This is a genomic window from Mesorhizobium alhagi CCNWXJ12-2, from assembly GCF_000236565.1.
Classification (GTDB): domain Bacteria; phylum Pseudomonadota; class Alphaproteobacteria; order Rhizobiales; family Rhizobiaceae; genus Allomesorhizobium; species Allomesorhizobium alhagi.
Genome location: NZ_AHAM01000069.1, coordinates 34909 through 60733, shown reverse-complemented (window position 1 = coordinate 60733; position 25825 = coordinate 34909). Strand labels below are relative to the sequence as shown.

The window sequence follows — 25825 nt, the reverse complement described above, 5'->3', positions numbered from 1 at the left end:
GCGCACCCCGCCAGCACCGGCGGCGAAAGCAGCATGCCCTGCAGGTAGTCGGCGCCTGCATCCAGCGCCCCTTCCAGCTCGGCGGGCGTTTCGATGCCCTGCACCAACAGCTTGGCGCCAAACCCCTGAAAGGCGTTGATGATCGCGGGAAACAGCTGGGCGGTCTCGGAACTCTCCTGCACGTCGCGGAACCACGCCCCGTCGATCTTGATGACGTCAGGCTGGATCTGGGTGACCCGGTCGATCGCCGACTGCCCGATGCGAAATTCGGCGATCGAAACACGCATGCCGTGCCCGCGCAGTTCGCCGCTCAGCGCTGCCAGCGCCTTCGCGTCGAGCGTTGCGGCGTCGAGGATTTCGCATGTGATCATGCCCGCCGGTATGCCCGCCTCCCCGGCGAACGCGGCGATGGAATGAGCCGCGCTGTCCGGGGCGTCCCAGTCGTCATAGCGCGGATCGATCGTGAGGTAGAGTTCGAAGCGCTCCGGCTCGTCTATGCCGACATTGCGATGGTTTCGCAGATGCAGCGCCCGGCAGAGAGCCTCCACAAAGGCCCGGTCCGATTGCGGCGTCCCTTCGAAAAACTCGGCGGGCGCGACTGCGCTTCCCTCGCGAAATGGCGATACACGCGCCTCCACCGCGAAAGGAACAAGCTCCGCGCCCTCGCGCCTGAAGATCGGCTGGTGGGCGGTTTTCAGGCGATAATTCTTGTAGATGCCGGTTTCGATCCCGATCTCGTCGACAACGAGCGCCCTTTCGAGATCCTGCGGTTTGCCCTCTGGGTCGGTCATCGGCTGCGCTCCCGACGGACGGAAGCGTGTGAGCGGCCCGACAGGACTGCGCCAGCGATCCCGCGACGGGAGCTGGGAGACCCGGAACTTACGCAACGCAACTGCCCTGTTTCATACGGCTCTTGATTGGCCGTTGCGATGATCTTTAGCAGGGCAAGTTTGACCGGCGGTTAACGCTCGACCTAGGATTGCATCTAACTCTAGGACAATGCGCTGTAGCCTGCGGGACTTGCGATTTCGCGCGCAATCCGACATGAGATGCGCGGCCGATTTTCCGTTGCCGAAAACCATGAACTGGAGACATTGCTGTCATGGCCTTCCTTGCCGACGCCCTTTCACGCGTAAAGCCTTCCGCGACCATCGCGGTCACGCAAAAAGCGCGTGAGCTGAAAAATGCCGGCCGGGACGTGATCGGCCTGGGCGCCGGTGAGCCCGATTTCGACACGCCGGACAATGTCAAGAATGCCGCCATCGACGCGATCCGGCGCGGCGAGACCAAATACCCGCCCGTTTCCGGCATCGCGCCATTGCGCGAGGCGATCGCGAAGAAATTCAAGCGCGAGAACAATCTGGAATACCGCCCGGAGCAGACGATCGTCGGCACCGGCGGCAAGCAGATCCTGTTCAACGCCTTCATGGCGACACTGAATCCCGGCGACGAGGTCGTTATCCCGACGCCGTACTGGGTCAGCTATCCCGAGATGGTTGCTCTGTGCGGCGGCACGGCGACCTTCGCCGAGACCACGATCGACAACGGCTTCAAGCTGACGGCGGCCGCGCTCGAAAAGGCAATCACCCCGCGCACCAAATGGCTCGTGCTGAACTCGCCGTCCAACCCTTCTGGCGCCGCCTACAGCGAAGCCGAACTCCGGGCGCTCGCCGATGTCCTGTTGAAGCACCCCAATGTCTGGGTGCTCACCGACGACATGTACGAGCACCTTACCTATGGCGATTTCGTCTTCAAGACGATCGCCGAGGTCGAGCCGGGACTCTATGGCCGCACGCTGACCATGAACGGCGTATCGAAGGCCTATGCCATGACCGGCTGGCGCATCGGCTATGCCGCAGGCCCCGTCGAACTGATCAAGGCGATGGACATGATCCAGGGCCAGCAGACTTCCGGCGCCTGCACGATCGCGCAGTGGGCTTCGGTAGAAGCGCTCAACGGGCCGCAGGATTTCATCGCGAAAAACAAGGCGATCTTCCAGGCGCGGCGCGACCTCGTCGTGTCGATGCTGAACCAGGCGCGCGGCATCACCTGCCCCTCGCCGGAAGGCGCGTTCTACGTCTATCCGTCCTGCGCAGGGTTGATCGGCAGGAAGACGGCGTCCGGCAAGGTCATCGACAATGACGAGACCTTCAGCGCCGAACTTCTGGAGGCGGAAGGCGTCGCGGTGGTGTTCGGCTCGGCCTTCGGCCTCGGTCCGAATTTCCGCATCTCCTACGCCACCTCCGAGGCGCTTCTGGAAGAAGCCTGCACGCGCATCCAGCGCTTCACTGCCTCGCTGAGCTGACGAGGGCTACAGGACAAAGCAAAGCCCCGGCAGGTTCCCACCCGCCGGGGCTTTTTCATGCCTGTGCTACGCGTTCAGCCAGCATTTGGTCAGTGCGTGGCCGCCCATAAGTTCGCCGTTCGGGTCGTCGACCCAGCCGCCGACCTTGTCGCTGGTCGCGTCGATGTAGTTGTTGAACATCGGCACGATCACGCCGCCTTCGTCGCGCAGGAGCACGGCCGCCTGGCGGTACAGCGCCTTGCGCTTGGCCTCGTCGAGTTCGGAGCGCGCTGAGAGGATGAGCTTGTCGAAATCGTCGCGGAAGAAGCGCGTGTCGTTCCACTCGGCCTTCGACAGATAAGCGATCGAATAGACCTGGTCTTGCGTCGGCCGGCCCGTCCAGTAGGACATCGAGAAGGGCTGCTTGTTCCAGACTTCCGACCAGTAGCCGTCTCCTGGCTCGCGCTTCACCTCGATGGTGATGCCGGCCTTGGCCGCGCTCTGCTGGTAGAGCTGAGCCGCATCCACAGCGCCCGGGAACGCCACGTCCGAAGTGCGCAGCAGCACCGGGCCGCTATGGCCGGACTTCTTGTAGTGGAACGCCGCTTTTTCCGCATCGTAGACGCGCTGCTCAATATCGTCGTCGAATAGCGGATAGCCCTTGATCATCGGCGTATCGTTGCCGACCGTGCCGTAGCCGCCGAGGATCTTCTGCACCATCTCCTCGCGATCGACCGCATATTTCAGCGCCAGCCGCAGGTCGTTGTTGTCGAAGGGCGCGGTGTTGCAGTGCGCGATGAACACGTAGTGGCCCTTGCCCGGAACATTGCGGATCCTCACGCCCGGCACGCGCTTGACCAGTTCGACGATCTTCGGCTCGATCCGGTTGATCATATGCACCTGGCCGCCCTGAAGCGCGGAGGTGCGCGCCGTCGAATCGTTGATGACGACGATCTCGATCTGGTCGGCATGGCCGCGCTCGTCGCTGCCCCAATAGCCTTCGTGGCGCTCGGCTACGTGGCGCACGCCCGGCTCGTTGACCACCACCTTGTAGGGGCCGGTGCCGACGCCTTCGGTCGGATTGTCCTTGCCGCCATTCGGCTGGATCATCAGGTGGTAGTCGCCGACGACATAGGGAAGATCGGCGTTCGGCTCCTTCAGCGTGATGACCACGGTGTCGCCGTCGGCCTTGATCGTATCGAATTCCTGCACGAAGGGCAGTGCGGCCGATTTCGACTCGGCGTCGCCATGGCGCTCCAGCGTCGCCACGATATCGGCCGGCGTCAGTTCCTTGCCGTTGTGGAAGGTCACGCCCTTGCGGATCTTGAACGTCCAGGTCTTGGCGTCGTCGGACGCGCCATATTCCTCGGCCAGCCGATATTCGATTTCGCCCGCCGGCGAGACCTCCAGCAACTGCTCGCCCCAGCAGCGGCCGAGCGTATAAGGAACCTGGCTCGACCAGGTTCCGGGATCGAGGCTGTTGGTGGATTCACCGCCGACGAGGCCGGCTTTCAGCACGCCGCCCTTGACCGGCGCCTGGGCGTGCGCCACGCCCGCGAGCAGCGAATTGGCGAAGGTCGCGGTGACGCCGAGCGCGGCGGCGCGGCCGAGAAAATCGCGGCGCGACAGCCTCCCGCTGACGACGCTGCGGCTCAGGAATTCAAGCTCTCTGGACATTTACGGCTCCCTGTTTTGCGGTCGCCGGCAATCCTGCATCACGATCGGCCGAATGGCCATTGGGCCACGCCACGGCAAATCGGCATCCCGGTGTGCAAGCCGTGGACCAATCGCGTTTTGGCCTTTGCGGAACCTCGACACCGGGCTTGCCTCTTGCCCTCCCGCCTCTCCCATGTGACGATGAAATGACGGCGGGACGAAACCGGTCCCGCTCCGCGACGGCCGGAGAAGGCCGGCCGCCGCCTCGATGTTCAACATTTGAGGAGGAGGTCGTCCGATCATGGGAAATCGCGCAGGAGGAAGGCGTACGGGACCGAAATGCATCGCCATCGTCGGTCCCTTCGCAAGCGGCAAGACCACACTCCTTGAAGCCATTCTGGCTCGAACCGGGGCAATCCCCCGACAAAATCCGGTCTCGTCAGGCAACACCGTTTCGGATCATTCCGCCGAGGCGCGCGCCCATGCGATGAGCGTGGAGGCGAGCGTCGCCTCGATCGAATTCATGGGCGACAGCCTGACCTTCGTCGATTGCCCCGGCTCGGTCGAGTTCGCTTTCGAAGCCGAGCCGGTGCTGGCCGCCTGCGACATCGCGGTGGTAGTGGCCGAGGCCGACGAGAAGAAGATCCCTGCCCTGCAGCTCATCATGCGCAAGCTCGACGATCTCGGCATTCCGCGCATCCTGTTCCTCAACAAGGTCGACAAGGCCGTGGCCGGTGTGCGCGACACGCTGAAGATGCTGCAGCCGTCAAGCTCGACGCCCCTGCTCCTGCGCCAGATCCCTCTGCGCAAGGACGGCATCGTTATCGGCTCGATCGACCTGGCGCTGGAGCGCGCCTACATCTACCGCGAGCACGCCGAGAGCGAGATCGCCGAAATTCCGGGCGACGAGAAGGCGCGCGAGGTCGAGGCGCGCTTCGCCATGCTCGAGACCCTGGCCGACCATGACGACATACTGATGGAGCAGCTGCTCGACGAGATCCCGCCGCCGCGCGACGCCGTATTCGACGATCTCGCCGCCGATCTGCGTGAAGGTATCGTGACGCCGGTGCTCATCGGCACAGCGGAAAAAGGCAATGGCGTGCTCAGGCTCCTGAAGGCCATCCGCCACGATGCGCCCGATGTCGAGGCTACCAGGAACCGTCTCGGCGCGCCCGAGGGCAAGGGTGCCTTGGTGCAGGTCATGAAGACCATCCACACCGCCCATGGCGGCAAGCTGTCGATCTCGCGCATATTGTCGGGAAGCGTCGCCGACGGCTCGGAACTGTTCCTGCCGGGCGGAGCCACCGCCAAGGTGTCGGGCGTCTACCGCATGCTCGGTAGGGACCAGACGAAGCTCACCGTCGCGAACACCGGCGACACGGTGGCGTTGGGCAAGCTGGAGGATGTCCGCACCGGCCAGACGCTGAGTTCGGCCAAAGGCGGCGTGGCGCAGCTCGTCAGCCTCGAGCTGCCGCAGCCGGTCTATTCCTTCGCGCTTCGACCCAGGGAGCGGAAGGACGAGGTCAAGATGTCCTCCGCCCTCCACAGGCTGGCGGAGGAGGACCCGTCGCTTGAACTGCGCCATCAGCAGGACACTAGCGAGACCGTGATTTCGGGCCACGGCGAAATGCATCTGCGCGTGACGGTAGAGCGCCTGGAGGGCAAGAACCAGATCCCGATAGAGGGCCGCGCGCCGGCGGTGCCCTATCGCGAGACGATCCGCAAATCGACGCAGCAGCGCGGCCGCCACAAGAAGCAGTCGGGCGGCCACGGCCAGTTCGGCGATGTCGTGCTGGAGATCAAGCCGCTGCCGCGCGGCTCCGGCTTCCAGTTCACCGACACCATCACCGGCGGCGTCGTGCCCAAAACCTATATCCAGTCGGTGGAGAACGGCATTCGCGACTATCTGAAATCCGGACCGCTCGGCTTTCCGGTCGTCGACGTGGCGGTGAACCTGTCCGACGGCTCCTATCACGCCGTCGATTCATCCGACATGGCTTTCCAGATGGCGGCCAAGATCGCCATGAGGGAGGGCATGGCTGCGTGCTCACCGGTTCTGCTCGAGCCGATCATGAAGGTCGATATCTTCACGCCATCCGACGCCACGGCCAAGATCACCGGCATCATACCGCAGCGCCGCGGCCAGATCCTCGGCTACGACGCCCGCCCCGGCTGGCCGGGATGGGATGTCGTCGAGGCAATGATGCCGCAATCGGAGATTGGCGATCTGATCATCGAGCTGAGGTCGGCGACCTCCGGCGTTGCGAGCTACCGCGCCGAATTCGACCATATGGCCGAGCTGACCGGGCGGCTTGCCGACGAGGCGATGAACGCCAACGGCAAGGCTGCGTAGATGCATCAAGCCTGCCCGAGAGCATCTCGCTCCTTCCTCCCCGCCCGTAGCGGAGAGGACCAATTCCGAAAGGAAGCCTATCTCGACAAAGAAAAACGGCGTCCGAAGATCGGACGCCGTTTTTCGCGGACCGTACCGCCGTTGGGGAACGGGCGGGAGGATGGCGGCACGTCAGGTCCGCCGCATCGTTCGCCGCCCCGAGGGACAGCGCTTGGGGTTGATGCCCGGAGGCATCTGAATGGGCGGGACGCGACGGCTGCCTAAGCCTCGGAGGTTTCGAGTGATGCCCCCATCTCCCGAAACGGACCGAACGCCGCGTCCTGTTTTGATTGGTAGCAAATCAAGGCCGCTCTCGGCAGGTTACCGGATGTTACATATAACCGTTACGCGCTGGCGAACACTGCGGCTGTAACTGTTGCAAGGCCTGGACATCCGCCGAATTCTCACGAATGCCGCCGGTCCTCCGCTTCACGATTGGGCAGGCCTCGCCGCTGCATTGCGCGATTCGAGTGCAGCTATCGCAGCATGCGAGTTCGGCAAACGCGTGCGGCGCTCGATTGCAAACCCTTTGCTCCACGCAGGCCAAAAGCACTGGCGGAACACCAAAGGCACTTGGCGGAACAAAAGAGGGGCCGGACAACGGCATTTCGGCATGCCGGAGACATCGTCGGGCGGTTTCAGGCAACAAAAAAGCCGGATCTAAGAAGACCCGGCTGAGTTTGTTGGAAGTGCCGATTAAGGCTAAACCTCCAGAGGGGAACACTCCCAGGCGCTAATGGGAGGAGGAACGCGCCCGAAAGATGATCAATATATGGGCTGGTCTTGCCCGAGAAACAAGCACCCAGTTTGCAATGCTCCCATGCAAAATGACGCACCCTGTGGTATAAGCTTCACTTCTACCAGATGGAACCAAGAACGGCGACGCCGGATGCTTCAACCGGGCCCGCAGGGCGCGATCTATCCGTCTCCCCGGCCGAACTGAAAGGAATGACGGTGCGTAAGCCTTCGGCCATCGCCGGCAGCGCAGCCTTCCTGATCCTGGTGCCGGGTGTCGTGGCCGGGCTGGTCCCATGGTTCCTGACGAACGGCTATGGCCTGCCCCTGTCTTCGTCGGCCGCAATGGTGGCGGCGGGATCGATCCTCATCCTGGGCGGCTTTGCGGTTCTCCTTCATTCCTTCGCGCGCTTTGCCTTCGAGGGCGCCGGCACCCCTGCTCCCATTGCGCCCACTGAGAGGCTGGTCGTCGGCGGCGCCTATCGATACGTGCGCAACCCGATGTATGTGGCGGTCCTGTCGATCATCTTCGGTCAGGCGCTGCTGTTCGCGGACGGGTCGCTTGTCATCTATGCCTGCGCCGTCGCAGTCACGGTGTTCACATTCGTCAAGCTCTACGAAGAGCCGACGCTTGCTCGCCGCTATGGCCACGAATATGAGGCCTACCGCCGCGCGGTTCCCGGCTGGGTGCCGCGTCTCACACCCTGGAAGAGCGCCTGACTCCTAGAAAGACCAGTTGCGCGCCTTGGCGAACATGAAGTCGCGGAAGGCCTTGAGCTTGGCCTGGTTCTTCATTGCGTCGGGATACACAAAGAAGGTGTCGAAGGACGGCGCCTCGACCTCGGGCAGGATCTGCACGAGGCCCGATTCCTTGTCGGCCATGTAGTCCGGCAGCATGGCGATGCCGACGCCGCGCCTGACCGCCCTGCGTATCGACATCAGATCGTTGATCTGGAGAGCCGCGGCGCGCTTTGTTCCGTCCGGCCTGCCTACCGTCTCCAGCGTGTTGAGGCCGGCGAGATAGGCCGGTACCGGCTCGCCGAACGTCACGATGCGGTGCTGGTCGAGATCGGCGACCGACATCGGCTTGCCGTAGCGGTCGAGATAGGCTTGCGTGGCGAACACGTGCAGATGCACGGTGAACAGCCGCCTCTGGATCAGGTCCGGCTGCTGCGGCTGGGGCAGCCGCACCGCACAGTCGGCCTGCCGCATGGTCAGGTCGAGTTCCTCGTTTGTCAGCACGAGCTGGAGATTGATCTCCGGGTAAAGGTCGAGGAACTCCTTGGCGCGCTCGGTCAGCCAGCCAGTGCCGAGTCCGACCGTGGTCGTCACGCGCAGCGTGCCGGTCGGCTTCTCCAGCGTCTCGGTCAACTGCGTCTTGACGTTTTCAAGCTTCATCAGGACGTCGTGCGTCGTCCGAAACAGCATTTCACCCTGTTCCGTCAGCACCAGGCCGCGCGCGTGCCGGTTGAACAGCGGCACGCCGACATCGTGTTCCAGCGCGCTGACCTGCCGCGAAATCGCCGATTGCGAAAGCCGGAGCGTTTCGGCGGCGTGCGTGAACGAGCCCGCCTGCGCCGCTGCGTGAAACACGCGTAGCTTGTCCCAGTCCAGAGACATATCTCCCCCTCATACGCCGTCATTTCGAGAAGTGGCTATTCTCGAAATGGATCGCGCAGTTATTCGTTCCCAGCCGGCTTTGCCGGTCTAAATGTGTTGAATTTCAACACACCTTATTCTGCCGCCTCGCGAACCTCTTCAAGATTCGCGAGATATTTCTCCGCTTCCAGCGCCGCCATGCAGCCCAGGCCGGCCGCCGTCACCGCCTGGCGATAGACATCGTCGGTCACGTCGCCGGCCGCAAACACACCGGGCACATCGGTCTGGGTCGAGTCGGGCGCGGTCCACAGATAGCCGTTCGGCTTCTGCTTCACCTTGCCCGCGAACAGTTCCACCGCCGGCGCATGGCCGATCGCCACGAACACGCCGTCGACCTTGAGATGCGTCTCCGCCCCGGTCACCAGATTCTTCAGCTTCAGCCCGTCGGCCGAAGGCGGCATCGGCGCTTTGCCGGGGCGGCCGGTGATCTCTTCCACCACCGTGTCCCAGATGACCTTGATGTTTTCCTTCTTGAACAGCCGCTCGCGAAGGATCCGCTCGGCGCGGAAATCGTTGCGGCGGTGGATCACCGTCACGCTCTTTGCGATGTGCGAAAGATAGAGCGCTTCCTCGACCGCCGAATTGCCGCCGCCGATCACAGCGACATCCTTGCCGCGGTAGAAGAAGCCGTCGCAGGTGGCGCAGGCCGAGACGCCGAAGCCCATATAGGTCTGCTCGCTCGGAATGCCGAGCCATTTGGCCTGCGCGCCGGTGGCGATGATCAGCGCATCGCTGGTATAGACCGTGCCCGAATCGCCCTTCGCCCGGAACGGCCGGACGTCTAGGTCGACCTCGGTGATCACGTCATTGATGATTTCGGTGCCGACATGCTCGGCCTGCTTCAGCATCTGCTCCATCAGCCACGGACCCTGGATCGGATCGGCGTAGCCCGGATAGTTCTCGACATCGGTGGTGATGGTGAGCTGCCCGCCCTGCTGCAAGCCTGCGACCAGCACCGGCTTCAGCATGGCGCGCGCCGCGTAGATCGCCGCCGTATAGCCGGCCGGACCGGAACCAATGATCAGGACAGGCGCGTGCTTCGATGTCATGGACGTGCTTTCGGCAAGAGGGGCCCGCAATGCGCAGGGCTGAGTAATCTGAAAATCGGCCCTTAATCTAGGTGTTGCCCGCCATGTCAGCAAGGCGGCGCTGCAATCGTCCCCGGAAAGCTTGGTGCGCGCCAGGATAGAGGCCGGGATGCGCTTGCAAAATTCCGCAAAACCGGGCCTGACGGACAACCACCAATGGTTTAATGACACGATTTGGCTGGATCTCCTTCAACTTCGCCGGATCCTCAACGCGGAAGAAAAAATGCCGATCAAGGCCGAACTCGATGCGATCGACTGGAAAATCCTGCGGGAACTGCAGGATGAAGGCCGCATCACCAATGTCGAGCTCTCTCGGCGCATCGGTATCTCCGCCCCGCCCTGCCTGAGGCGCGTCAAGCGCCTGGAGGATGCCGGCATCATCCGCGGCTACCGCGCTCTGCTCAACGCACCCTCACTCGGCATGGACGTGGTGGCCTTCTGCCTTGTTGGCCTGCACCACCAAGCCGAAAGCGAGTTGAAGGCTTTCGCCGAGCGCACCCGCGGCTGGCCGATCGTGCGCCAGGCTTGGATGGTTTCGGGCGAATCCGACTTCCTGCTGCACTGCGTGGCGAGCGACCTCGGCGCCTTCCAGAGCTTCGTCATCGAGGAATTGACCTCCTCGCCCAATGTCGACACCGTGCGCACCGCGCTGACCATCCGCCAGGTCAAGGACGAGGGCATGGTGGCGATTTAGTCATGAAGGCTTACGTCATCAATCTCGACCGCGACCCCGAGCGCATGGCGCATATCGAGCGGCAGGGAAAGCAGTTCGGGATCGATTGGCATCGCGTCCCGGCGACCGACAAGCTCGACGAAGGGATTGCCGCGCGAGCCGCACGGGCGCGGCCTGGCCTTCTCGGGTTCACCATGTCCGCCGGCGCCATCGCGGTTTTCGAAAGCCATCGCAAAGTCTGGAAGCTGATCGTCGCTTCGGGCGACAGCCACGGTGCCGTTTTCGAAGACGATGTGGTTTGCTCGAAGGAGCTTCCCGACTTGCTATCGACCGCGGAGTGGATTCCTCCCGATTGCGACGTCATGAAGCTCGAGACCTTCCTTGAGCGGGCTACCATCCGCACGAAGCCGGCACGCCTTTTCTCAGGACGCAGGATCGTCCGGCTCTATGGCAGGCATCTGGGCGCATGCGCCTATATCATTTCACGCCGGGCGGCGGAGCGTCTCCTGGCTCAGTCAGAAAATTTCACGGACCCGGTCGACGAGTTTCTGTTCAACGCCCAGTCTCTGCATTTCCCCCGCCTGACCCTCTATCAGGTCGATCCGGCGCCTTGCATTCAAGGCGGCCTCCTCGACCTCGAGGGAAAAGCTGGCTATATGAAAAGCAGCAATGACCAAAATCTCAAGCTCAGGAAAAAGCCGTACCGCAACCTTGTCCACTATCTGACACGAAAGGTGGTCCGACTTTGGGGCAAGCTCCTGGAATTGTTCGGATATAGGGAAAGAAGACGGATAGAATTCAGGCCAGATCGAGCAAGGGATTAGCGCGCATTCAAAACCCTACAGCGTCCCTTGTGCGTCCTGAAGGACGCGCGGCGCTGTGGCCTCAACCGCCTTATCTGAATTCGACCACGACCCACTGCTTGTCCGTCAGCAAGGTGGAAACCTTTCGGTGCAGGAAGCCATAGAACCGTGCAAACGGGCGCTTCGCCTCCCGCCACAGCTTTTCAGCACGGCTCAGCCGGTCCTGTGATCTTTCGTGGTGCAGATCGCTGCCGAGACCAACGATGGCCGCGGGCTCCTTCAGAAAGAAATCCTGCATGCAGATCGCCGGAGAGAGTTGAAATGTGACAAGCGAGGAGGCAAAGGGCAATTCCGGATTGAACAGGAAATGATCAACCGGATCGGCGAAGGTTTCGCTCATCTTGAGCAGCTTTTCCGCCCCCTTGCGGGTCACCACATAGCCACCCGCGCCAATATGCTTGCCGGCCAGCCGATAGAGCTTGCGCCTGCCGGGCGCTGCAATGAGCGTTTTGTCCAAGCGGGTTGGCTGCCGCATGGTTTCGACCTTCACGATATCGGCCTCTTCGGGCACCCAGTCGCCATTTGCGAACAGCGCGGCCGCATCATCCCCCAGGTGCAGATCGTCCTCGAAGATGGCCGCATATGGCAGCGCTTCGTCGATGATGCGCTGCCAACATCCCCGATGGCTCAGAAAGCAGGCCGTCGCTCCAGGCCGCACTTCGCCGAAAGAGGCGCCGCCGCACCAGCGCTTGATTGTCTCCTCGGACAATTGCCTGCCGTCAACCGCGCTGACGCGGGTGAATTGCAGGCCCATGGCATCAAACATCTCCGCCATTCGGCGCAGCCTTCCTTCCTGGCGGTCCAGGTTGATGACGAACAGCTTCATTTGCGTCGGAGGCACCATCGATGCTCCTTCGGCGCGCTGGTTAGATCGGCTTCCAGTTGGGATCGACCTTGGAAGCCTCGGCGCGCCATTCGTCACCGTAATCGACGTTCTGCCAATCCTTGAACCATGGGCCGCCATTGGTGAAATGGACTGCGCTTGGCGTTCCCGTCTCCGGCTTCTCGCTCCATCCCTCCAGCCAGTTCCACCTTTCCGGCAGGGCGCCGATTTCGTCGTCGGCGGCCCATTGCATCCGATGCAGGTAGGCGCCGGTCTGGCTGTTGATCACTTCCGGCGTCAGGGTCTTCGTGGACGGGTGTTCGCAGTTGAACAGCATGAAGGACGACCAGTTCTTGCGCGGATAATTGGTCTGCACCTTGCCGTCCATCTTGACAGTCGCCTTCGGCGTGTAGTCATGCTTGACGCACAGTACCGCCTTGGATGGGTCCAGATATCCGGTCAGTTCCGCGACATCGTCGAGGAACAGGAAGTCGCAATCGCAAAACAGCGCCCAGCCCTTGTAGCCGGCAAGCCACGGCGTGAAAAAGCGCGAATAGGTGAATTCGGTCGAGGCCAGCGGGTCCACCTCACGTGTATAGGCGCCCTTCTCCACCAGTTCGGCAAGCTTGATCGGGTGAACCCCGACCGGGACGCTCGCCCGATCCAGCAATGTCTTCTTTGCAACATCGTAAGCAATCGGCTCGCGGGAATCCCAGCCGATGTAAATGTCGAGCTTGTTTTCCAATGTGCTAATCCTTCTTCGCGTGTTTGCGCTTCTTCTTCGCGTATTTGGGCTTCTGGTCGTCCCCTGCCGGCCATATATGAATATTGCGTTCCGCGACTTTGCGCTCCAGCCACGACCGTTCGTCCGCCCAGGCATGGCGCTGCCAGCCCTGCCAGCTAAAGCCGGCAATTTCAACGTCCCATTCATCCGCCGGGCATTGCTCCAGCGCATACCGGATGCCGAAATATCCGGTACTTGGGAATGTGCGAATTTTCAGCAGCAAGGACGGCTCAAGCCCCAGTTCGCGGCACCCAGCCTCGTAGTCGGAGACGGGCATGACCGCCACCATCTTGCCGGCATTGCCGAACATGTTGAGGCAGGCCCAGGTCCACTCGGCTCGCCTGCCCTTTATTCGCGCCAGAAGGCTGAGCTTCGGGGCGTATTTCTCGACCGCGATCGGATGGGAAGCGAGAATGACCAGTTCGGCCGCCCGCACGATTGGCGATGTGGGATAGCTAGGATTGTCCAGCCTGCGCTTCATCGGCTTGCCCGTGTTGCAGACGAAAAGCCATGTGGTCTTCGTGCCGCTCATCCCGATCGAGGCCTTCGGCTCGTTGAACCGCAAGACGGCATCGCTGGCGTCGACCCGCTCCGACATGTCCTCGAGCAAAACGCCGTTGCCGACGACGAACAATCTCTTTTTAGAGCCTTTTCCGCTCATGCCATCGGGCTCCCCAGGCCGTCCGCCCACTCGCCGGGCGGTTGCGCTCTTTAAAACATTGTGCAGTTCGACCGCAAACCGATTCTCTCTGGGTCAACAGTTGGCTATGGATTGGAAGGCTGAGCGATCAGCGCGTTGGCGGCATCAGCGCCTGCCGAAAGCCGCGATGCGCAACGCCAGCCGGTACCAGGCCCGCTTGACCTCGCGCGACAGCACCTCACTGAGCGGCTTCGACTTCTTTTGCACCACGGTGCCGCCGAGCAGGTGCCCGATCTGCCGGACAGCCGGCGGCCGCACTGCCAGAATGCGGATCTTCGCAAGCCAGCGCATCTGGATCGTCGTATCGACCGGCCTGTCGAAGGTTTCCGTAGCCTTAAGGAGTTCGGCCGCGGCCTCGCGCCCGACGAGCTGCAACTGCATGCCGAGTCCGACATGCGTAGGCTCGACCAGCAGCACCCCGCCGGTTTTCGCGACCTCCGCGCCGCTGTCCGTGTGGCTGCGGTCGGGAAAGCGGATGTAGTCGCCCGGCCGGATCGTCTTCATCGCCAGCTCCAGCGCTGGCCCGAACAATTCTTCGTCGGGCTCGACATCGTCCTCGACGATCAGCCCGGCGTCGAGCCCGCGGTCGATAATCGCCTGCCATGCCTTGCGGTGAGACAGGAAACAGCCGATCTCGGCCTTGCGCAGCGCGAACGGATAGCGCGGGCGATAAAGATGCAGGCGATAGGCCGCTTCGATTTCGCGGTCGCCGAGCGCCAGCCCGTCGACCGCATTGATGACATTGATCGGCAGCGGCAGCGTGGCTGCCAGCCGCTCGACCTGCGGTTTGCGCGCCTCGGCGCGTGCGAGGTGGATGATAAAGGCCTCGGCGCGTATCGGCGCTGCGTCCGTCGCGCTCATCCCTGCGCCCAGACCTGGTCGTAGATGGTGCGAATGGCGGCGGCCTCACGCTGCAGCGGAAAATGCTCCGTCACATGGGCGAGCGCGTTTACGCCATGCGCTTCGGCCAGCGCCGGGTCGGCGAGATAGGGCCGGATCGCCTCGGTAAGCGCATCGCCGTCACCCGCCGCGACCACCGAGCCGGTGACGCCCGGAACGATCATTTCGGCATAGGCGCCGGCGTCGCTCGCCACCACCGCCGTTTGGGAAGCCATCGCCTCCAGCGGCGTCAGCCCGAACCCTTCATTGCGCGATGGCGCAACATAAAGCGAAACCCGCCTGTACCATGGCTTGATGTCCGGAACCTCGCCGAGAAAAACGACGCGGTCCGACAGTCCGGCCTTCGCCACACGGCTTTCCAGTTCGTCGCCGAACGCCTTCTGCTCTGCCGTCACGCGGCCCGCAATCACCGCCGTCCAGTCGGGATAATGTGGCAACAGCTCGATCATCGAGTCGACGAAGAGGTCGGTGCCCTTCTGGTGTCGCACGCGCCCGAAGCAGCCGACCGCATATTTTCCGGGCAGGGCCGAAGCAGAGAATGCGTCGCCGCCGCTCCTCGGCGGGTGGAATTCCTCGAGATCGACGCCGTGCATGATCACCGTATGCGGCACATCCAGAAAGCCGCCGGAACGGGCGCTGGTCGCGATCACCGCGTCCATCCGCCGGATCAGCCATTTGGTGAACGGCCTGTGGTCGCGCTGCGCGGCCGAGGTGAAGACCAGCTTCAGCGGGGCGCGAAAGAGCGTCTTCAGGACCAGGCCTGCGACCATCTCCGTGTTGCGCCGGGCGTGCCATATCCGCTTGCGGCCGGAAGCAGGCCGCTTCAGAAGCGCGAAAACCTGCCACCACCGCATCCTCGGCAGGCTGTCGGGCAGCCCGGGACCGAGCGTGGCGATCCCGAGCATCTCAGCCTGCAGGGGCACGAGCTGGATGATTGTGCTGGTGACGCCGGAAAGCCGCCGCTTCAGATTGGGAGCGACGACCTCGACGCGGTCCATGTCCGGCGCCGGAGCCCGCCGTCCGGTCTGGCCGGCGGCCTCGATGCGCGTGTCCACCTCAGATGAACTGCACCTGGACGACTTCGTAGCCGCGCGGCCCGCCGGGCGCATTGACCTCGATGGTCTCGCCGACCTCCTTGCCGATCAGCGCGCGCGCGATCGGCGAGGAGATCGAGATGCGGCCGGACTTCACGTCGGCTTCCTGGTCGCCGACGATCTGGTAGGTCTTTTCCTCTTCAGTGTCCTCGTCGACCAGCTTCACCGTCGCGCCGAACTTGATCTTGTCGCCGGAAAGTTTCGAGATATCGATGACTTCCGCGCGCGCCACCAGGTCCTCGAGTTCGTGCACACGTCCTTCATTGAGGCTCTGCGCTTCCTTCGCGGCATGGTATTCGGCGTTTTCGGACAAATCGCCATGCGAGCGCGCTTCCGAGATCGCCTCGATGATGCGCGGGCGCTCGTCCTGCTGACGCCACCGCAGCTCTTCCTTCAGAGCTTCGAATCCGCTGGCGGTCATCGGCACCTTGTTCATTGCAATCGGCCTTTCCATTCCCTGATCCCGCGCCATCCGACACTCGGAGGGAAGGCGGCGGGCAAAAAAAGAAAACGGTCCAGCAGCCTTGGCGACGGAACCGTTCTCAGCTCAATTTATCTCAATATAGCAAGCCCGCGCGCATTTTCACGCGAAAAAATTTGGCTTGGCCCAACTCACTCGACGACCGCGGCGCGCTCGCTCTCGCATCCACATATTCACCTATCTGTGATCGCCCTTGCCGCATTTCCCGGAGCCCTCGCCGCGGCGCTTTCTTGTCTCGGACGCCTCGATGCCTATGTCGAGACCATGACCGGGATCAGACAGAACCTTTCTCGCGCGTTGCTTTCGGCAGCGCTGTCCGCCTCCATTGCTTTGCCGGCCATGGCCGAAAGCCGAACCTTGCAGACCGAGGAGGTCGAAGTTCGCGCCGACATCGTCGCCGACGGCCTCGAACATCCCTGGGGGCTCGATTTCCTCCCCAACGGCGATATCATCGTCACCGAACGGCCCGGCCGCATTCGGATCCTGTCGGGCGGCGAGCTTTCCGATCCGGTTGAAGGCGTGCCCGACGTCGTGGCGCGCGGCCAGGGCGGCCTGCTCGACATCGCCGTCTCGCCCGATTTCGCCTCCTCCGGCCTCGTCTTCTTCAGCTTCTCCGAGCCCGGCAAAGGCGGTGCCGGTACCGCCGTCGCACGTGCAAAACTCGTTCGCGACGGCGCAGCCGCCCGCCTCGAGGACATGGAGACGATCTTCTCCATGTCCAGGAAAACCCGGACCAGCCATCATTTCGGCTCGCGCATCGTGTTCCGGCCGGACGGCACGCTGTTCATCACTCTCGGCGATCGCGGCGGCGGCAAGCGCGCGCAAGACATGAACGACCATGCCGGCTCGATATTGCGCATCAATCCGGACGGCTCGATCCCGGCCGACAATCCCTCGCCCGATGGCGCAAAGCACCTTCCCGAAATCTGGTCGAAGGGCCACCGCAACGTCCAGGGCGCGACCTTCGACCCGGTGACCGATGCGCTCGTCACGGTCGAGCACGGCTCCAAGGGCGGCGACGAGGTCAACCAGCCCGAAGCAGGGAAAAATTACGGCTGGCCGGTCATTTCCTACGGTGTCCACTATTCCGGCGACAAGATCGGCGTCGGAACCGAGGCGGAAGGCTATGAGCAACCACTGTTCTACTGGGATCCGTCGATCGCCCCTTCAGGCCTCATCAGCTATCAGGGCGAGATGTTCCCGGAATGGAACGGCGACCTCATCGCCGGCGCCCTGAAATTCCAGCTCGTCTCGCGGCTGGAGCGAGACGATTCCGGCAAGATAACCGGCGAGGAGCGCATGTTCGAAGGCGAGTTCGGCCGCATCCGAGACGTGAACCTCGCCCCCGACGGCTCGATCTGGCTGCTCACCGATGAGAGCGATGGCGTCATCGTTCGCCTGTCGCGGGCGGGGTGAGGGCCGGTCTGCCGCCCCCTCTCCGCCTCGCTGCGCTCGGCACCTCTCCCCCCACGTTGTGGGGGCGAGGAACCGCGCGATGAAGGCAGCGTCTTACTTCCAGCTTGGGTTCCTCGCCCCTGCGAAGCGGGGGAGAGGTGGCTCGGGCGAAGCCCGAGACGGAGAGGGGCTTTTTTTCCCAGCGCCCCGCTCAGCCCTTCGCCTTCACATACGCCTCGATCTGCGCCGACAATTCCGCATATTCCTCGCAAGCCGTGCCGCAGCGCTTCTCGATCTCGGAAAGCTGCTCGCGTGCGGCGGCGACGTCGCCGAGCTGCAGATGCGCTTCGCCCAGATATTCGCGCACCAGCGTATAGTCCGGATCGGCCCTCAACGCCTCCTGGTAATAGCCGAGGCCGACAAGGATGCGGCCCTGCTTGCGGTGCGCATAACCGAGATAGTTCAGGATGCGCGGATCGGACTTGTTTTCGGCCAGGCTGAGCACGGTGATCGCCTCGTCATAGCGTCCGGCGAGCGCGAGCTGGCGGCCGTTCGCATAAAGGCTGTCGTCGTCGATGACGCCTTGCCCCTGCTGCGGCACGCATTTCTTAGTCTTCTTGTCGTAGACTTGGCCCCTCTTGCACTGGGGAACGGAATCGCCTCCGCCGCCGCCTCCGGCCGAGAATGCCGGCGCCACGATAAGCGGCGCGGCGACCAGAAGCGAGGCAAGGCTGGTAATCAAGCGGGTCTGCATTGGAAACCTCCACAATGGGTCCTTCGCGACATTAACGGTTTCGGCGCGGCTGTTCTTCCAGGCTTCGTTCTGCCCGCCTCTGCCGCCGTGTTGCAATCATCTTGCCACCATGGCCGCCGAAAGCAACGCCGCAGAAGTGGCAGGGCCGTGCTGTCCCTAAGCCGCCGCTGTGCTGGCCCTTGCCGTCACAATCCCTGCTGGTAGATGTCCCGTTCGAATTTTCTTCAGCCGGAAACCCCGAAAATTGACCCGCATCCAGGCCAACCTCGTTTTGCTGCTCGCCGGCGCCATGTGGGGCATGGGCTTCGTCGCCCAGTCCACCGCCATGGCAGCGATCGGGCCGTTCCTGTTCATCGGCCTGCGCTTTGCCATCGCCGCGCTGGCGATCCTGCCGTTTGCGCTCCATGAATCGCGGCGCGCCGAACGCTCGCTGACGCCGGCCAACTGGGCAGCCTTCCTGTGGATCGGCCTGCTCCTGTTCGGCGCTGTCGGCTTCCAGCAGGTCGGCCTCCTGTCCACCACGGTCACCAATTCCGGCTTTCTCACCGGCCTTTACGTGGTGATGGTGCCGTTCCTCGCCGTGCTCCTGTTTCGCAGTTGGCCGCACCCGGTGGTCTGGCCGGCCGCGCTCACCGCGCTCGCCGGCATCTGGTTCCTGTCCGGCGGCCAGGTTGAGGCGCTGACTGTCGGCGACTGGCTGACCGTGTTCGCCGCAGGCTTCTGCGCGCTCCAGCTCATCTATATCGGCCGCAGCGCCAGCCCGACCGGCCGTCCGGTGACGCTCGCTGTCGCCCAATTCACTGTCTGCGCCGTCATCGGCATGACGGTCGCCTTGGCCATAGAGCCGTTCGATTGGAGCGCGATCTTCCGCGCCGGCCCCGAAATCATCTATGCGGGCGTCTTTTCAGGCGGCATCGCCTTCACCCTGCAAGTCGTCGGCCAGCGCTACACAACAGCGCCGCAGGCCGCCATCTTCCTTGCCTCGGAAGCAGTATTCGCCGCCCTCTTCGGCGCGTGGTTCCTGGGCGAACGGCTGCCGGCAGCGGGCCTTCTGGGCTGCGGCCTGATCTTCGCGGCGATCGTCGCGGTAGAGGTCCTGCCGGTACTCCTCGCGCGCCGGCGGGCTTCTACGCTCTAAAGATCAACGTCGCGCCGCCGGCGATCAGTGCAAAACCCAGCGCGTGATTCCAGGTGATTCCTTCTTTGAGATAGAACACCGAGAACGCCACGAAGACGGCAAGCGTGATGACTTCCTGGATCGTCTTCAGCTCGGCGGCCGAATAGACCGAATGGCCGATGCGGTTGGCCGGCACCGCCAGCCAGTATTCGAAGAAGGCGATGCCCCACGAAAACAGCACTGCCATATAAAGCGGGGCGTATTTAAACTTCAGGTGCCCGTACCAGGCAAACGTCATGAAGACGTTGGAGGCGAGCAGGAGCAGCACCGGCACGACCTTGGGCGACAGCAGCAGCGTCATGGGGAGAATCACGTCTGGAGGAAGGCAGCGCGCCATTTCAGGCGAAGGCCGGCTCCTGTCAATCGCCCGCAAGGCCCACTTAATTTCGCCGCGTGACGTAGCCGCCAAATCGGCTATCATCAGGCCGGGGTGTGTTGGAGGAAGCCCGTGCAGCAGCAGCTCGACAGGGAGTGGGAACTGACCATTGGTCCCGATACCGTCCGCCTTTTCATCGAAAAGGCCAAGGCGATCAGCGCCGCGGTCAATGAGGACTACGCCGACGGCAGCGAGCACGAGGTCGAGCTCGACGGCAACTCCCGCGACAACCACCATCATGACGGCCTGGTCGAGGAACAGACCGACAATCTGACTGCCGAGGAGCTGCGCCAGCTCATCGACGATTTGAATGTCGACGAGGCCGCCGAGCTGATCGCGCTGATGTGGATCGGCCGCGGCGATTACGGCGCCGACGAATGGAACGAAGCAGTCAACGAGGCGCGCCAGCGCGGCAACCGACGAACGTCGAAATATCTGCTCGGCATGCCGCTGCTCGGCGACTGGCTCGAGGAAGGGCTGGAAGCGCTCGGCGCATGACGCCGCTGTCGCCAAACGTGATGTAGGCAGTAGTTGCCTGGCGCAGCCAACGCCTGCAAATGGTCGTTGTGGAAGCGATGACCTCCCTGCTTTTTGTCACCACCCGGCAGCTCGCATTGCTGGTCGCCGCCACGGTCGTATGCGGCGGCCTCGCCCAGGCCCAGGCCCCCGACCTGCCCGAAAAGGTTCCGGTACCCGAAATCCACCCGCCGCCCGCCGGCAATATCCCGCCCGAACGCCTCGGCGAACCACCGGTGCCCGAGCCGAAGCCGGATGCGGAACCCGACCCGACCGCTTCGGATGACGGCAAGCCCGGGCAAACTCCAGCTCCGCAAGACGGCGAGAAGCCTGTTCCACCCGCGCAAACGCCTGCGCCGGCTGAAGGCCCGGAGAGCCCGGCCGACGCCGATCCCGAGGAAAAGCAGGCTTTGCCCACTGACGCCCCGCTACCCGAGAAAAAACCAAGTGGAACCGCCGCGAAAGCTCCCGAACTTCCCGAAATGCCCGCCGACCCGCGCTCCACAGCGCCGAGGTTCGACATCATCCCGCCCGACGAGACCGCCTGTCGCGCGCGGCTGCGGGAGCTCGGCGCAGTCTTCGAGGAGCGCCCGGCTGAGAGCGACCCGGCCGGCTGCGCCCTGCCCTACCCGCTCGCGCTGACCAAACTCAGCGCTACGATAACGCTTGAGCCGGAGGCGCTGATGAACTGCGCCATGGCCGAAGCCGCCGCGCGTTTCGCGGCAGACATTATCTCCCCCGCCGCCAAGGCCGAATATGGTGAGGAGCTGAAATCGATCGGCCACGCCTCGGCCTATGTCTGCCGCCCGCGCAATGGCGGCTCGAAACTGTCGGAGCACGCCTTCGGCAACGCGCTCGACATTGCTCGCTTCACTCTGTCGAAAGGCACTGCCGTCGACGTGAACCTGACGCCCGATCGGAAGGCGGCGAAATTCCTCGGCGCGATCCGCAAGGCCGCCTGCGGGCCGTTCAAGACCGTGCTTGGGCCGGGCAGCGACGCCGACCACGCGCTGCATTTCCATTTCGACCTCGCCCCTCGCCGCAATGGCGGGACGTTCTGCCAATAACCGCCCTAATCCCGCCGCAGGCGTAAACACAACCGCTGACCTTTCCTTTACGCTTGTCCGCTAGGCTCGAAGACCTCGGGACAGGGAACCGGTCGATGGGCCTATCTTTGCCGCGCGCCCGCGCCATATGGTGCGGCGGCGCACTCATGCTGCTCGCCGCGCTTTCGGCCTGCACCACCGACGATGTCATGTCGCTCCGTCCCGATGTCGATGTCGGTGCGCAGACCGCGGCAGTTCCCACGCGAGGCCTGCAGAGCCTCGTCCCCTCCAACCCGATGATGAGCGCTTATCCGCGCTTCAATGAGCCAGCGCCGCCGACCATCACCATGTCCGCCGACGAGATCGCCTGCCGCCGCGACCTGCAGAAGCTCGGCGTGCAATTCAGGAGCCTTGCGCCGATCGATGATGGCGGCGCCTGCCGCATCGATTTCCCGGTCGAGGTCTCGGCCATCGGCAGCGTCCGGATGAAGCCGGCGGCGACGCTCTCCTGCGACATGGCCGCCACTTTCGCCCGCTGGACGAGGAAGGAGCTCGTCCCGTCGGCGCGCTGGCGCTATCTGTCGGGCGTAAAAACCATCCACCAGGGTTCGAGCTATTCCTGCCGCAACATTCGCGGCTCGCGCGGAAAGCCGTCCCAGCATTCGGTGGGCAATGCGCTGGACATCATGCGCATCGAGCTGAACAACGGCAAGGACATCGACGTTCGCAAGCCCGGCTGGTTCGCCTTCCGCCAGCGCGGTTTCCTCAACAATGTGCGGGCCGACGGCTGCGACTATTTCACCACCGTGCTCGGCCCCGGCTACGATTACGACCACCGCAACCACTTCCACTTCGACATCATGCCGCGCAGGAACGGCTACGTGGCCTGCAAGTAGAGGGCGGTAGCGGCTTCTAGCCTATCCCACCAGCCTCCTACGGCGTAAGCTGACCCAGCAATATCGGGGCAAGCAGCATGCGTCGACGCAGGATGCAAACGCGGGTGGCGGGCTGGGTGCTGGCGCTCAGCCTGGCCTATGCCGGATTCGCCTATCTGATAGCGCCGGCATTCTGGTCATGGCTCGACCGCGGCAACCTCAAGCTCCCCGACGCGATGGTGACCACGACACCGCAGGGCATCCCCGGCGACCCCATCAATGTCGGCCTCATCGGCTCGAAACCGGAACTGCTGAACGCCTTTGCGGCCGCCGGCTGGAGCGCCGCCGACGCCATCACCTGGCGCTCCAGCCTGGAGATAGGCGAAAGCGTGCTCTTCGACCGGCCCGATGTCGATGCCCCGGTAAGCACGCTGATGCTCGGCGGGCGCAGGCAGGATCTGGCCTTCGAAAAGCCTGTCGGCCAAAGCGCCGACCACCGTCATCATGTCCGCTTCTGGCTGATGCCCGACCCAGCTCCCGATGGCCGGCCGCTCTGGCTCGGTTCGGCAAGCTACGACCGCGGCGTCGGCTTCAGCCACGACACCGGCCAGATCACCCACCATATCGGGCCAGACCTCGACGCCGAGCGCGATTTCCTGATCGGCGGGCTGGAGGCCGCCGGCGTGCTCGTCTCGACCTACAGCGAGAAGGGCGTCGGACCGACCAAAACCGGCCGCAATGGCGGCGGCGACCCCTATTTCACCGACGGCATGGTCACGATCGGCGTGCTCCGGCCTTAGAACGTCGTTCCCTAAATCGGGTGCGGTTCTCCCCCCGGGCTCACTGTTTCTTCTTTGCAACAGGCTCAGCCAATTCCGCGCAGCAGCGCCTCACGGCGTAAGCTTTACGCTTTGTCTAGGGTCGATTTCGTTGAAATACTGGTTCCGTAGGGGAGGCAGATGAGTCGCCATTCGCTTTTTTTGTAAAGTGAGGGGATAGAATCGACTCGGAGAGGGTAATTGTAAAGCCGGTGGGACATCACCAATGTCGGCAGCCGTCTGTCTGCTCGCGTCACTGCTGAGCTGTCCGTACCCGGACACCGGGGCACGGCTCCAATCCTCGACCGAATACAAACAATCGATAAAGCGCGAACGATTGGGTAAACCACCCGCACCCATCCTCGCCAGATTCGGCCCAGACGAGCGATTTGGTCCCACCGACCCACAGATTCCAATCCCATTTATCTTCTCGAAGGTAGATGAAATCCAAAAGCTGGAATATCAGGAACCACGCGACGAGAAGCGCGAGGAAATAAAAGTATCTGTCGACAAGCCAGGACAGAAGCCAAAGACCAGAACCAAAATCATCTTGGAGACGAAGCAAACCAAGACGGTCAAGACAGCCTATGCCGGACAGGCCCCGCTCGAGGAACAGTGGCGAGTGTCCTCTTTGTTCGGCATCGGCAACGCCGCCAACCCCACTCTATCCCAGTCTGTCCCCCGCGTGTCCGGTATCGAGATGGCTAAACCCGGATATCAGGAAGTCATACGTGCGGCCAGGATGCACCAGGTGCCGGTGGATCTGGCCCTGCGAGTGGCCAAGCAGGAATCGCGCGGCAACTGTGGTGCTAAATCACCGGCCGGTGCCTTGGGCGTGATGCAGGTCATGCCGGGTACGGGCGCCAAACACGGTTACACGGCCAAGCAGCTAACCAATTGTCGTACCGGGGCGGAGGCTGGCGTCAAGGAACTCAAACACCTGCTCAAATTGTCGGGTGGGGATGTGAAACAGACCCTGACCGGGTACAACTGCGGCGAAAAATGCATGTTCGGCCGGCGCAAGAAACTGCCGCTGGAGACTGTGAACTATATTCAGATCGTGACGCGAAACTAGCCGGAGGATCGCGGTCCCCGTTTCTCGTCGCCCGTTATATCGCGGATCGGCCAGCTTCGACCGCGGCGTCGGCTTCAGCCACGACACCCTGCTCCGAAGGAACGCCCCTCACCTGCCTGCCGGCAATGCCAATCGGAAACACCGTTGCCGCACCCGCCGGGTCGCGCTACTTCCGGGGTGCCTTCCCGAAGGCTCGGCTGTGATGCTATTGGAAAACCATGTTGTATCTTGAAATCGGCATCGTGGTCGTCCTCATCTGCGTCAACGGCCTTCTGGCGATGTCCGAGCTTGCCATCGTCTCGTCGCGGCCCGCCCGCCTCAAATCAATGATCGACCGCAACATCAGGGGCGCCGGCCGCGCCCTCGCGCTCGGCGCCGATCCGGGAAAATTCCTGTCGACCGTCCAGATAGGCATCACGCTTGTCGGCGTGCTTTCCGGCGCCTTTTCGGGCGCCACGCTCGGCCTTCGCCTGAGCGGTGTGCTCATCTCGGCCGGCGTTCCCGCAAATGTCGCAAACGCTGGCGGCGTCGGCGTGGTCGTCGCCCTCATCACCTACGGCTCGCTGATCATCGGTGAACTCGTGCCCAAGCAGATCGCGCTGCGCAACCCGGAAGGCGTCGCCGTCAGGGTCGCGCCGGCCATGACCATCCTGTCGAAGATCGGCGCGCCGCTGGTCTGGCTGCTCGATGTGTCCGGCCGCGGCGTTCTCTGGCTGCTTGGCCAGCACGGCGAGAGCGAGGAAAAAGTCACCGACGAGGAGATCAAGATGCTGGTCGCCGAGGCCGAGCACCACGGCACCATCGAATCCGACGAGCGCCGCATGATCGCCGGCGTGATGCGGCTCGGCGACCGCGCGGTCCGCGCCGTCATGACGCCGCGCACCGAGATCGACTGGATGAACCTGCAATGGGACGAGGCGACCGCGCGCAAGATGCTGATGGAGACACAGCATTCGCGCCTGCCGGTCGGCGAAGGCAGCGTCGACGCCATGGTCGGCGTGGTGCAGACGCGCGAGATCCTGGCCGCCATGCTGGCCGGGCGCGCCTTCGACCCGCGTCAGCATGTACGCGCCGCGCCCATCGTGCACGACCAGGCGGATGCACTCGACGTACTCGCCACGCTGCGCGAATCGGAAGTGCCGGTGGCGCTGGTGCATGACGAGTACGGGCATTTCGAAGGTATTGTGACGCCGGCCGACATCCTTGAGGCGATCACCGGCGTGTTTCGCGCCGACGCCGAGGAGGGAGAGCCCTACGCGGTGCAGCGCGAGGATGGATCATGGCTGCTCGCCGGCTACATGCAGGCTGACGAGATGCGCGACCATCTCGGCATCGACCTGCCGGAAAACCGCGACTACGAGACGGTCGCCGGCTATGTGCTGTCGCACATGCACCATCTGCCGGCGACCGGCGAAAGCGTCGACGCGCAGGGCTGGCGCTTCGAGGTTGTCGACCTCGACGGCCGCCGCATCGACAAGGTGCTCGCCACTCGCCTGCCCGGCGCGAGACGGCAGGCCAGGGGCCATTGAAGGGGCAGTCGGCATTCGGTGAGTGGGAGTTTGGGTGAGAGTCGTTCCCCCAGCTAAAGCAGCTACGAAGATTCTTTCACTGTTACCTACTGCCTACTGCCTACTGCCTACTGCCTACTCCCTACTGCCTAC

The 25825-nt window shown here is 63.4% G+C and carries 25 protein-coding genes; 13 read left to right on the top strand and 12 right to left on the bottom strand.

What is annotated here, in order from left to right; translation table 11 throughout:
* A partial coding sequence (locus tag MAXJ12_RS09835; protein ID WP_008835678.1) for an EAL domain-containing protein occupies positions 1 to 791 on the bottom strand: 791 nt, incomplete at its 3' end.
* A 311-nt stretch (positions 792 to 1102) separates the two neighbouring features.
* Between MAXJ12_RS09835 and MAXJ12_RS09830 the strand changes: the two genes are divergently transcribed.
* On the top strand, positions 1103 to 2305 hold the full coding sequence (locus MAXJ12_RS09830) for a pyridoxal phosphate-dependent aminotransferase (RefSeq protein WP_008835677.1): 1203 nt from the start codon (positions 1103 to 1105) through the stop codon (positions 2303 to 2305).
* 66 nt (positions 2306 to 2371) lie between these two features.
* Here the strand turns inward: MAXJ12_RS09830 and MAXJ12_RS09825 are convergent, their stop codons facing one another.
* A complete protein-coding gene (locus tag MAXJ12_RS09825; protein ID WP_008835676.1) occupies positions 2372 to 3961 on the bottom strand; it encodes an ABC transporter substrate-binding protein in 1590 nt (529 codons plus the stop codon).
* A gap of 280 nt (positions 3962 to 4241) precedes the next feature.
* Here MAXJ12_RS09825 and MAXJ12_RS09820 point away from each other — a divergent pair, with 280 nt between their 5' ends.
* Together MAXJ12_RS09820 and MAXJ12_RS09815 are read left to right on the top strand one after the other, a co-directional pair.
* Complete coding sequence (locus MAXJ12_RS09820; protein WP_008835675.1) at positions 4242 to 6293, top strand: elongation factor G; 2052 nt, start codon at positions 4242 to 4244, stop codon at positions 6291 to 6293.
* A 993-nt stretch (positions 6294 to 7286) separates the two neighbouring features.
* A complete protein-coding gene (locus MAXJ12_RS09815) occupies positions 7287 to 7787 on the top strand; it encodes a methyltransferase family protein (protein WP_040585602.1) in 501 nt (166 codons plus the stop codon).
* Between the two features lie 3 nt (positions 7788 to 7790).
* Here MAXJ12_RS09815 and MAXJ12_RS09810 read toward each other — a convergent pair whose 3' ends face one another.
* Positions 7791 to 8687, bottom strand: a complete 897-nt coding sequence (locus MAXJ12_RS09810) for a LysR family transcriptional regulator (protein WP_008835673.1) — start codon at positions 8685 to 8687, stop codon at positions 7791 to 7793.
* A 113-nt stretch (positions 8688 to 8800) separates the two neighbouring features.
* Positions 8801 to 9775, bottom strand: a complete 975-nt coding sequence (gene trxB / locus MAXJ12_RS09805) for a thioredoxin-disulfide reductase (protein WP_008835672.1) — start codon at positions 9773 to 9775, stop codon at positions 8801 to 8803.
* A 262-nt stretch (positions 9776 to 10037) separates the two neighbouring features.
* Between trxB and MAXJ12_RS09800 the strand changes: the two genes are divergently transcribed.
* Complete coding sequence (locus MAXJ12_RS09800; RefSeq protein ID WP_008835671.1) at positions 10038 to 10508, top strand: Lrp/AsnC family transcriptional regulator; 471 nt, start codon at positions 10038 to 10040, stop codon at positions 10506 to 10508.
* Between the two features lie 2 nt (positions 10509 to 10510).
* The gene (locus MAXJ12_RS09795; protein WP_008835670.1) at positions 10511 to 11311 is read left to right on the top strand and encodes a glycosyltransferase family 25 protein; all 801 of its coding nucleotides are present in this window, start codon (positions 10511 to 10513) and stop codon (positions 11309 to 11311) included.
* A gap of 70 nt (positions 11312 to 11381) precedes the next feature.
* Here the strand turns inward: MAXJ12_RS09795 and MAXJ12_RS09790 are convergent, their stop codons facing one another.
* From MAXJ12_RS09790 to greA, 6 genes are all read right to left on the bottom strand, one after another.
* Complete coding sequence (locus MAXJ12_RS09790; protein ID WP_244421473.1) at positions 11382 to 12194, bottom strand: glycosyltransferase family 25 protein; 813 nt, start codon at positions 12192 to 12194, stop codon at positions 11382 to 11384.
* Between the two features lie 22 nt (positions 12195 to 12216).
* Positions 12217 to 12918, bottom strand: a complete 702-nt coding sequence (locus tag MAXJ12_RS09785) for a hypothetical protein (RefSeq protein ID WP_008835668.1) — start codon at positions 12916 to 12918, stop codon at positions 12217 to 12219.
* 4 nt (positions 12919 to 12922) lie between these two features.
* Positions 12923 to 13618, bottom strand: coding sequence for a hypothetical protein (locus MAXJ12_RS09780; RefSeq protein ID WP_040585579.1), 696 nt, complete (start codon positions 13616 to 13618; stop codon positions 12923 to 12925).
* 144 nt (positions 13619 to 13762) lie between these two features.
* Entirely contained in the window at positions 13763 to 14494 is a 732-nt protein-coding gene (locus tag MAXJ12_RS09775) for a glycosyltransferase family 25 protein (RefSeq protein WP_139043847.1), read from the bottom strand.
* A 20-nt stretch (positions 14495 to 14514) separates the two neighbouring features.
* Positions 14515 to 15555 carry a glycosyltransferase family 4 protein gene (locus tag MAXJ12_RS09770; RefSeq protein WP_040585600.1) on the bottom strand — a complete coding sequence of 347 codons (1041 nt, stop codon included), beginning with the start codon at positions 15553 to 15555 and terminating at the stop codon, positions 14515 to 14517.
* A 58-nt stretch (positions 15556 to 15613) separates the two neighbouring features.
* Positions 15614 to 16087: a transcription elongation factor GreA gene (greA, locus tag MAXJ12_RS09765; RefSeq protein WP_008835664.1), complete on the bottom strand. Its 474-nt coding sequence runs from the start codon at positions 16085 to 16087 to the stop codon at positions 15614 to 15616.
* 309 nt (positions 16088 to 16396) lie between these two features.
* On the opposite strand from greA, the gene MAXJ12_RS09760 reads away from it, so the two are divergent.
* Positions 16397 to 17548, top strand: a complete 1152-nt coding sequence (locus tag MAXJ12_RS09760) for a PQQ-dependent sugar dehydrogenase (protein WP_040585598.1) — start codon at positions 16397 to 16399, stop codon at positions 17546 to 17548.
* Between the two features lie 190 nt (positions 17549 to 17738).
* Here the strand turns inward: MAXJ12_RS09760 and MAXJ12_RS09755 are convergent, their stop codons facing one another.
* Complete coding sequence (locus MAXJ12_RS09755; RefSeq protein WP_008835662.1) at positions 17739 to 18281, bottom strand: tetratricopeptide repeat protein; 543 nt, start codon at positions 18279 to 18281, stop codon at positions 17739 to 17741.
* Positions 18282 to 18525: 244 nt separating this feature from the next.
* Between MAXJ12_RS09755 and MAXJ12_RS09750 the strand changes: the two genes are divergently transcribed.
* On the top strand, positions 18526 to 19419 hold the full coding sequence (locus tag MAXJ12_RS09750) for a DMT family transporter (protein WP_008835661.1): 894 nt from the start codon (positions 18526 to 18528) through the stop codon (positions 19417 to 19419).
* Here the strand turns inward: MAXJ12_RS09750 and MAXJ12_RS09745 are convergent.
* Positions 19409 to 19759, bottom strand: a complete 351-nt coding sequence (locus tag MAXJ12_RS09745) for a DMT family protein (protein ID WP_040585576.1) — start codon at positions 19757 to 19759, stop codon at positions 19409 to 19411. The two genes, MAXJ12_RS09750 and MAXJ12_RS09745, sit on opposite strands and share 11 nt — an antisense overlap.
* A 147-nt stretch (positions 19760 to 19906) precedes the next feature.
* On the opposite strand from MAXJ12_RS09745, the gene MAXJ12_RS09740 reads away from it, so the two are divergent.
* From MAXJ12_RS09740 to MAXJ12_RS09715, 6 genes are all read left to right on the top strand, one after another.
* Positions 19907 to 20332, top strand: a complete 426-nt coding sequence (locus MAXJ12_RS09740) for a DUF3775 domain-containing protein (protein WP_008835659.1) — start codon at positions 19907 to 19909, stop codon at positions 20330 to 20332.
* A gap of 77 nt (positions 20333 to 20409) precedes the next feature.
* Positions 20410 to 21417, top strand: coding sequence for an extensin family protein (locus MAXJ12_RS09735; protein WP_139043846.1), 1008 nt, complete (start codon positions 20410 to 20412; stop codon positions 21415 to 21417).
* A 95-nt stretch (positions 21418 to 21512) separates the two neighbouring features.
* A complete protein-coding gene (locus MAXJ12_RS09730; protein WP_008835657.1) occupies positions 21513 to 22292 on the top strand; it encodes an extensin-like domain-containing protein in 780 nt (259 codons plus the stop codon).
* 77 nt (positions 22293 to 22369) lie between these two features.
* On the top strand, positions 22370 to 23071 hold the full coding sequence (locus tag MAXJ12_RS09725; protein ID WP_040585572.1) for an LssY C-terminal domain-containing protein: 702 nt from the start codon (positions 22370 to 22372) through the stop codon (positions 23069 to 23071).
* Between the two features lie 244 nt (positions 23072 to 23315).
* Positions 23316 to 24164: a lytic transglycosylase domain-containing protein gene (locus MAXJ12_RS34350; protein ID WP_008835655.1), complete on the top strand. Its 849-nt coding sequence runs from the start codon at positions 23316 to 23318 to the stop codon at positions 24162 to 24164.
* A 218-nt stretch (positions 24165 to 24382) separates the two neighbouring features.
* Positions 24383 to 25693, top strand: a complete 1311-nt coding sequence (locus MAXJ12_RS09715; protein WP_008835654.1) for a hemolysin family protein — start codon at positions 24383 to 24385, stop codon at positions 25691 to 25693.
* Positions 25694 to 25825 lie beyond the last annotated feature (132 nt).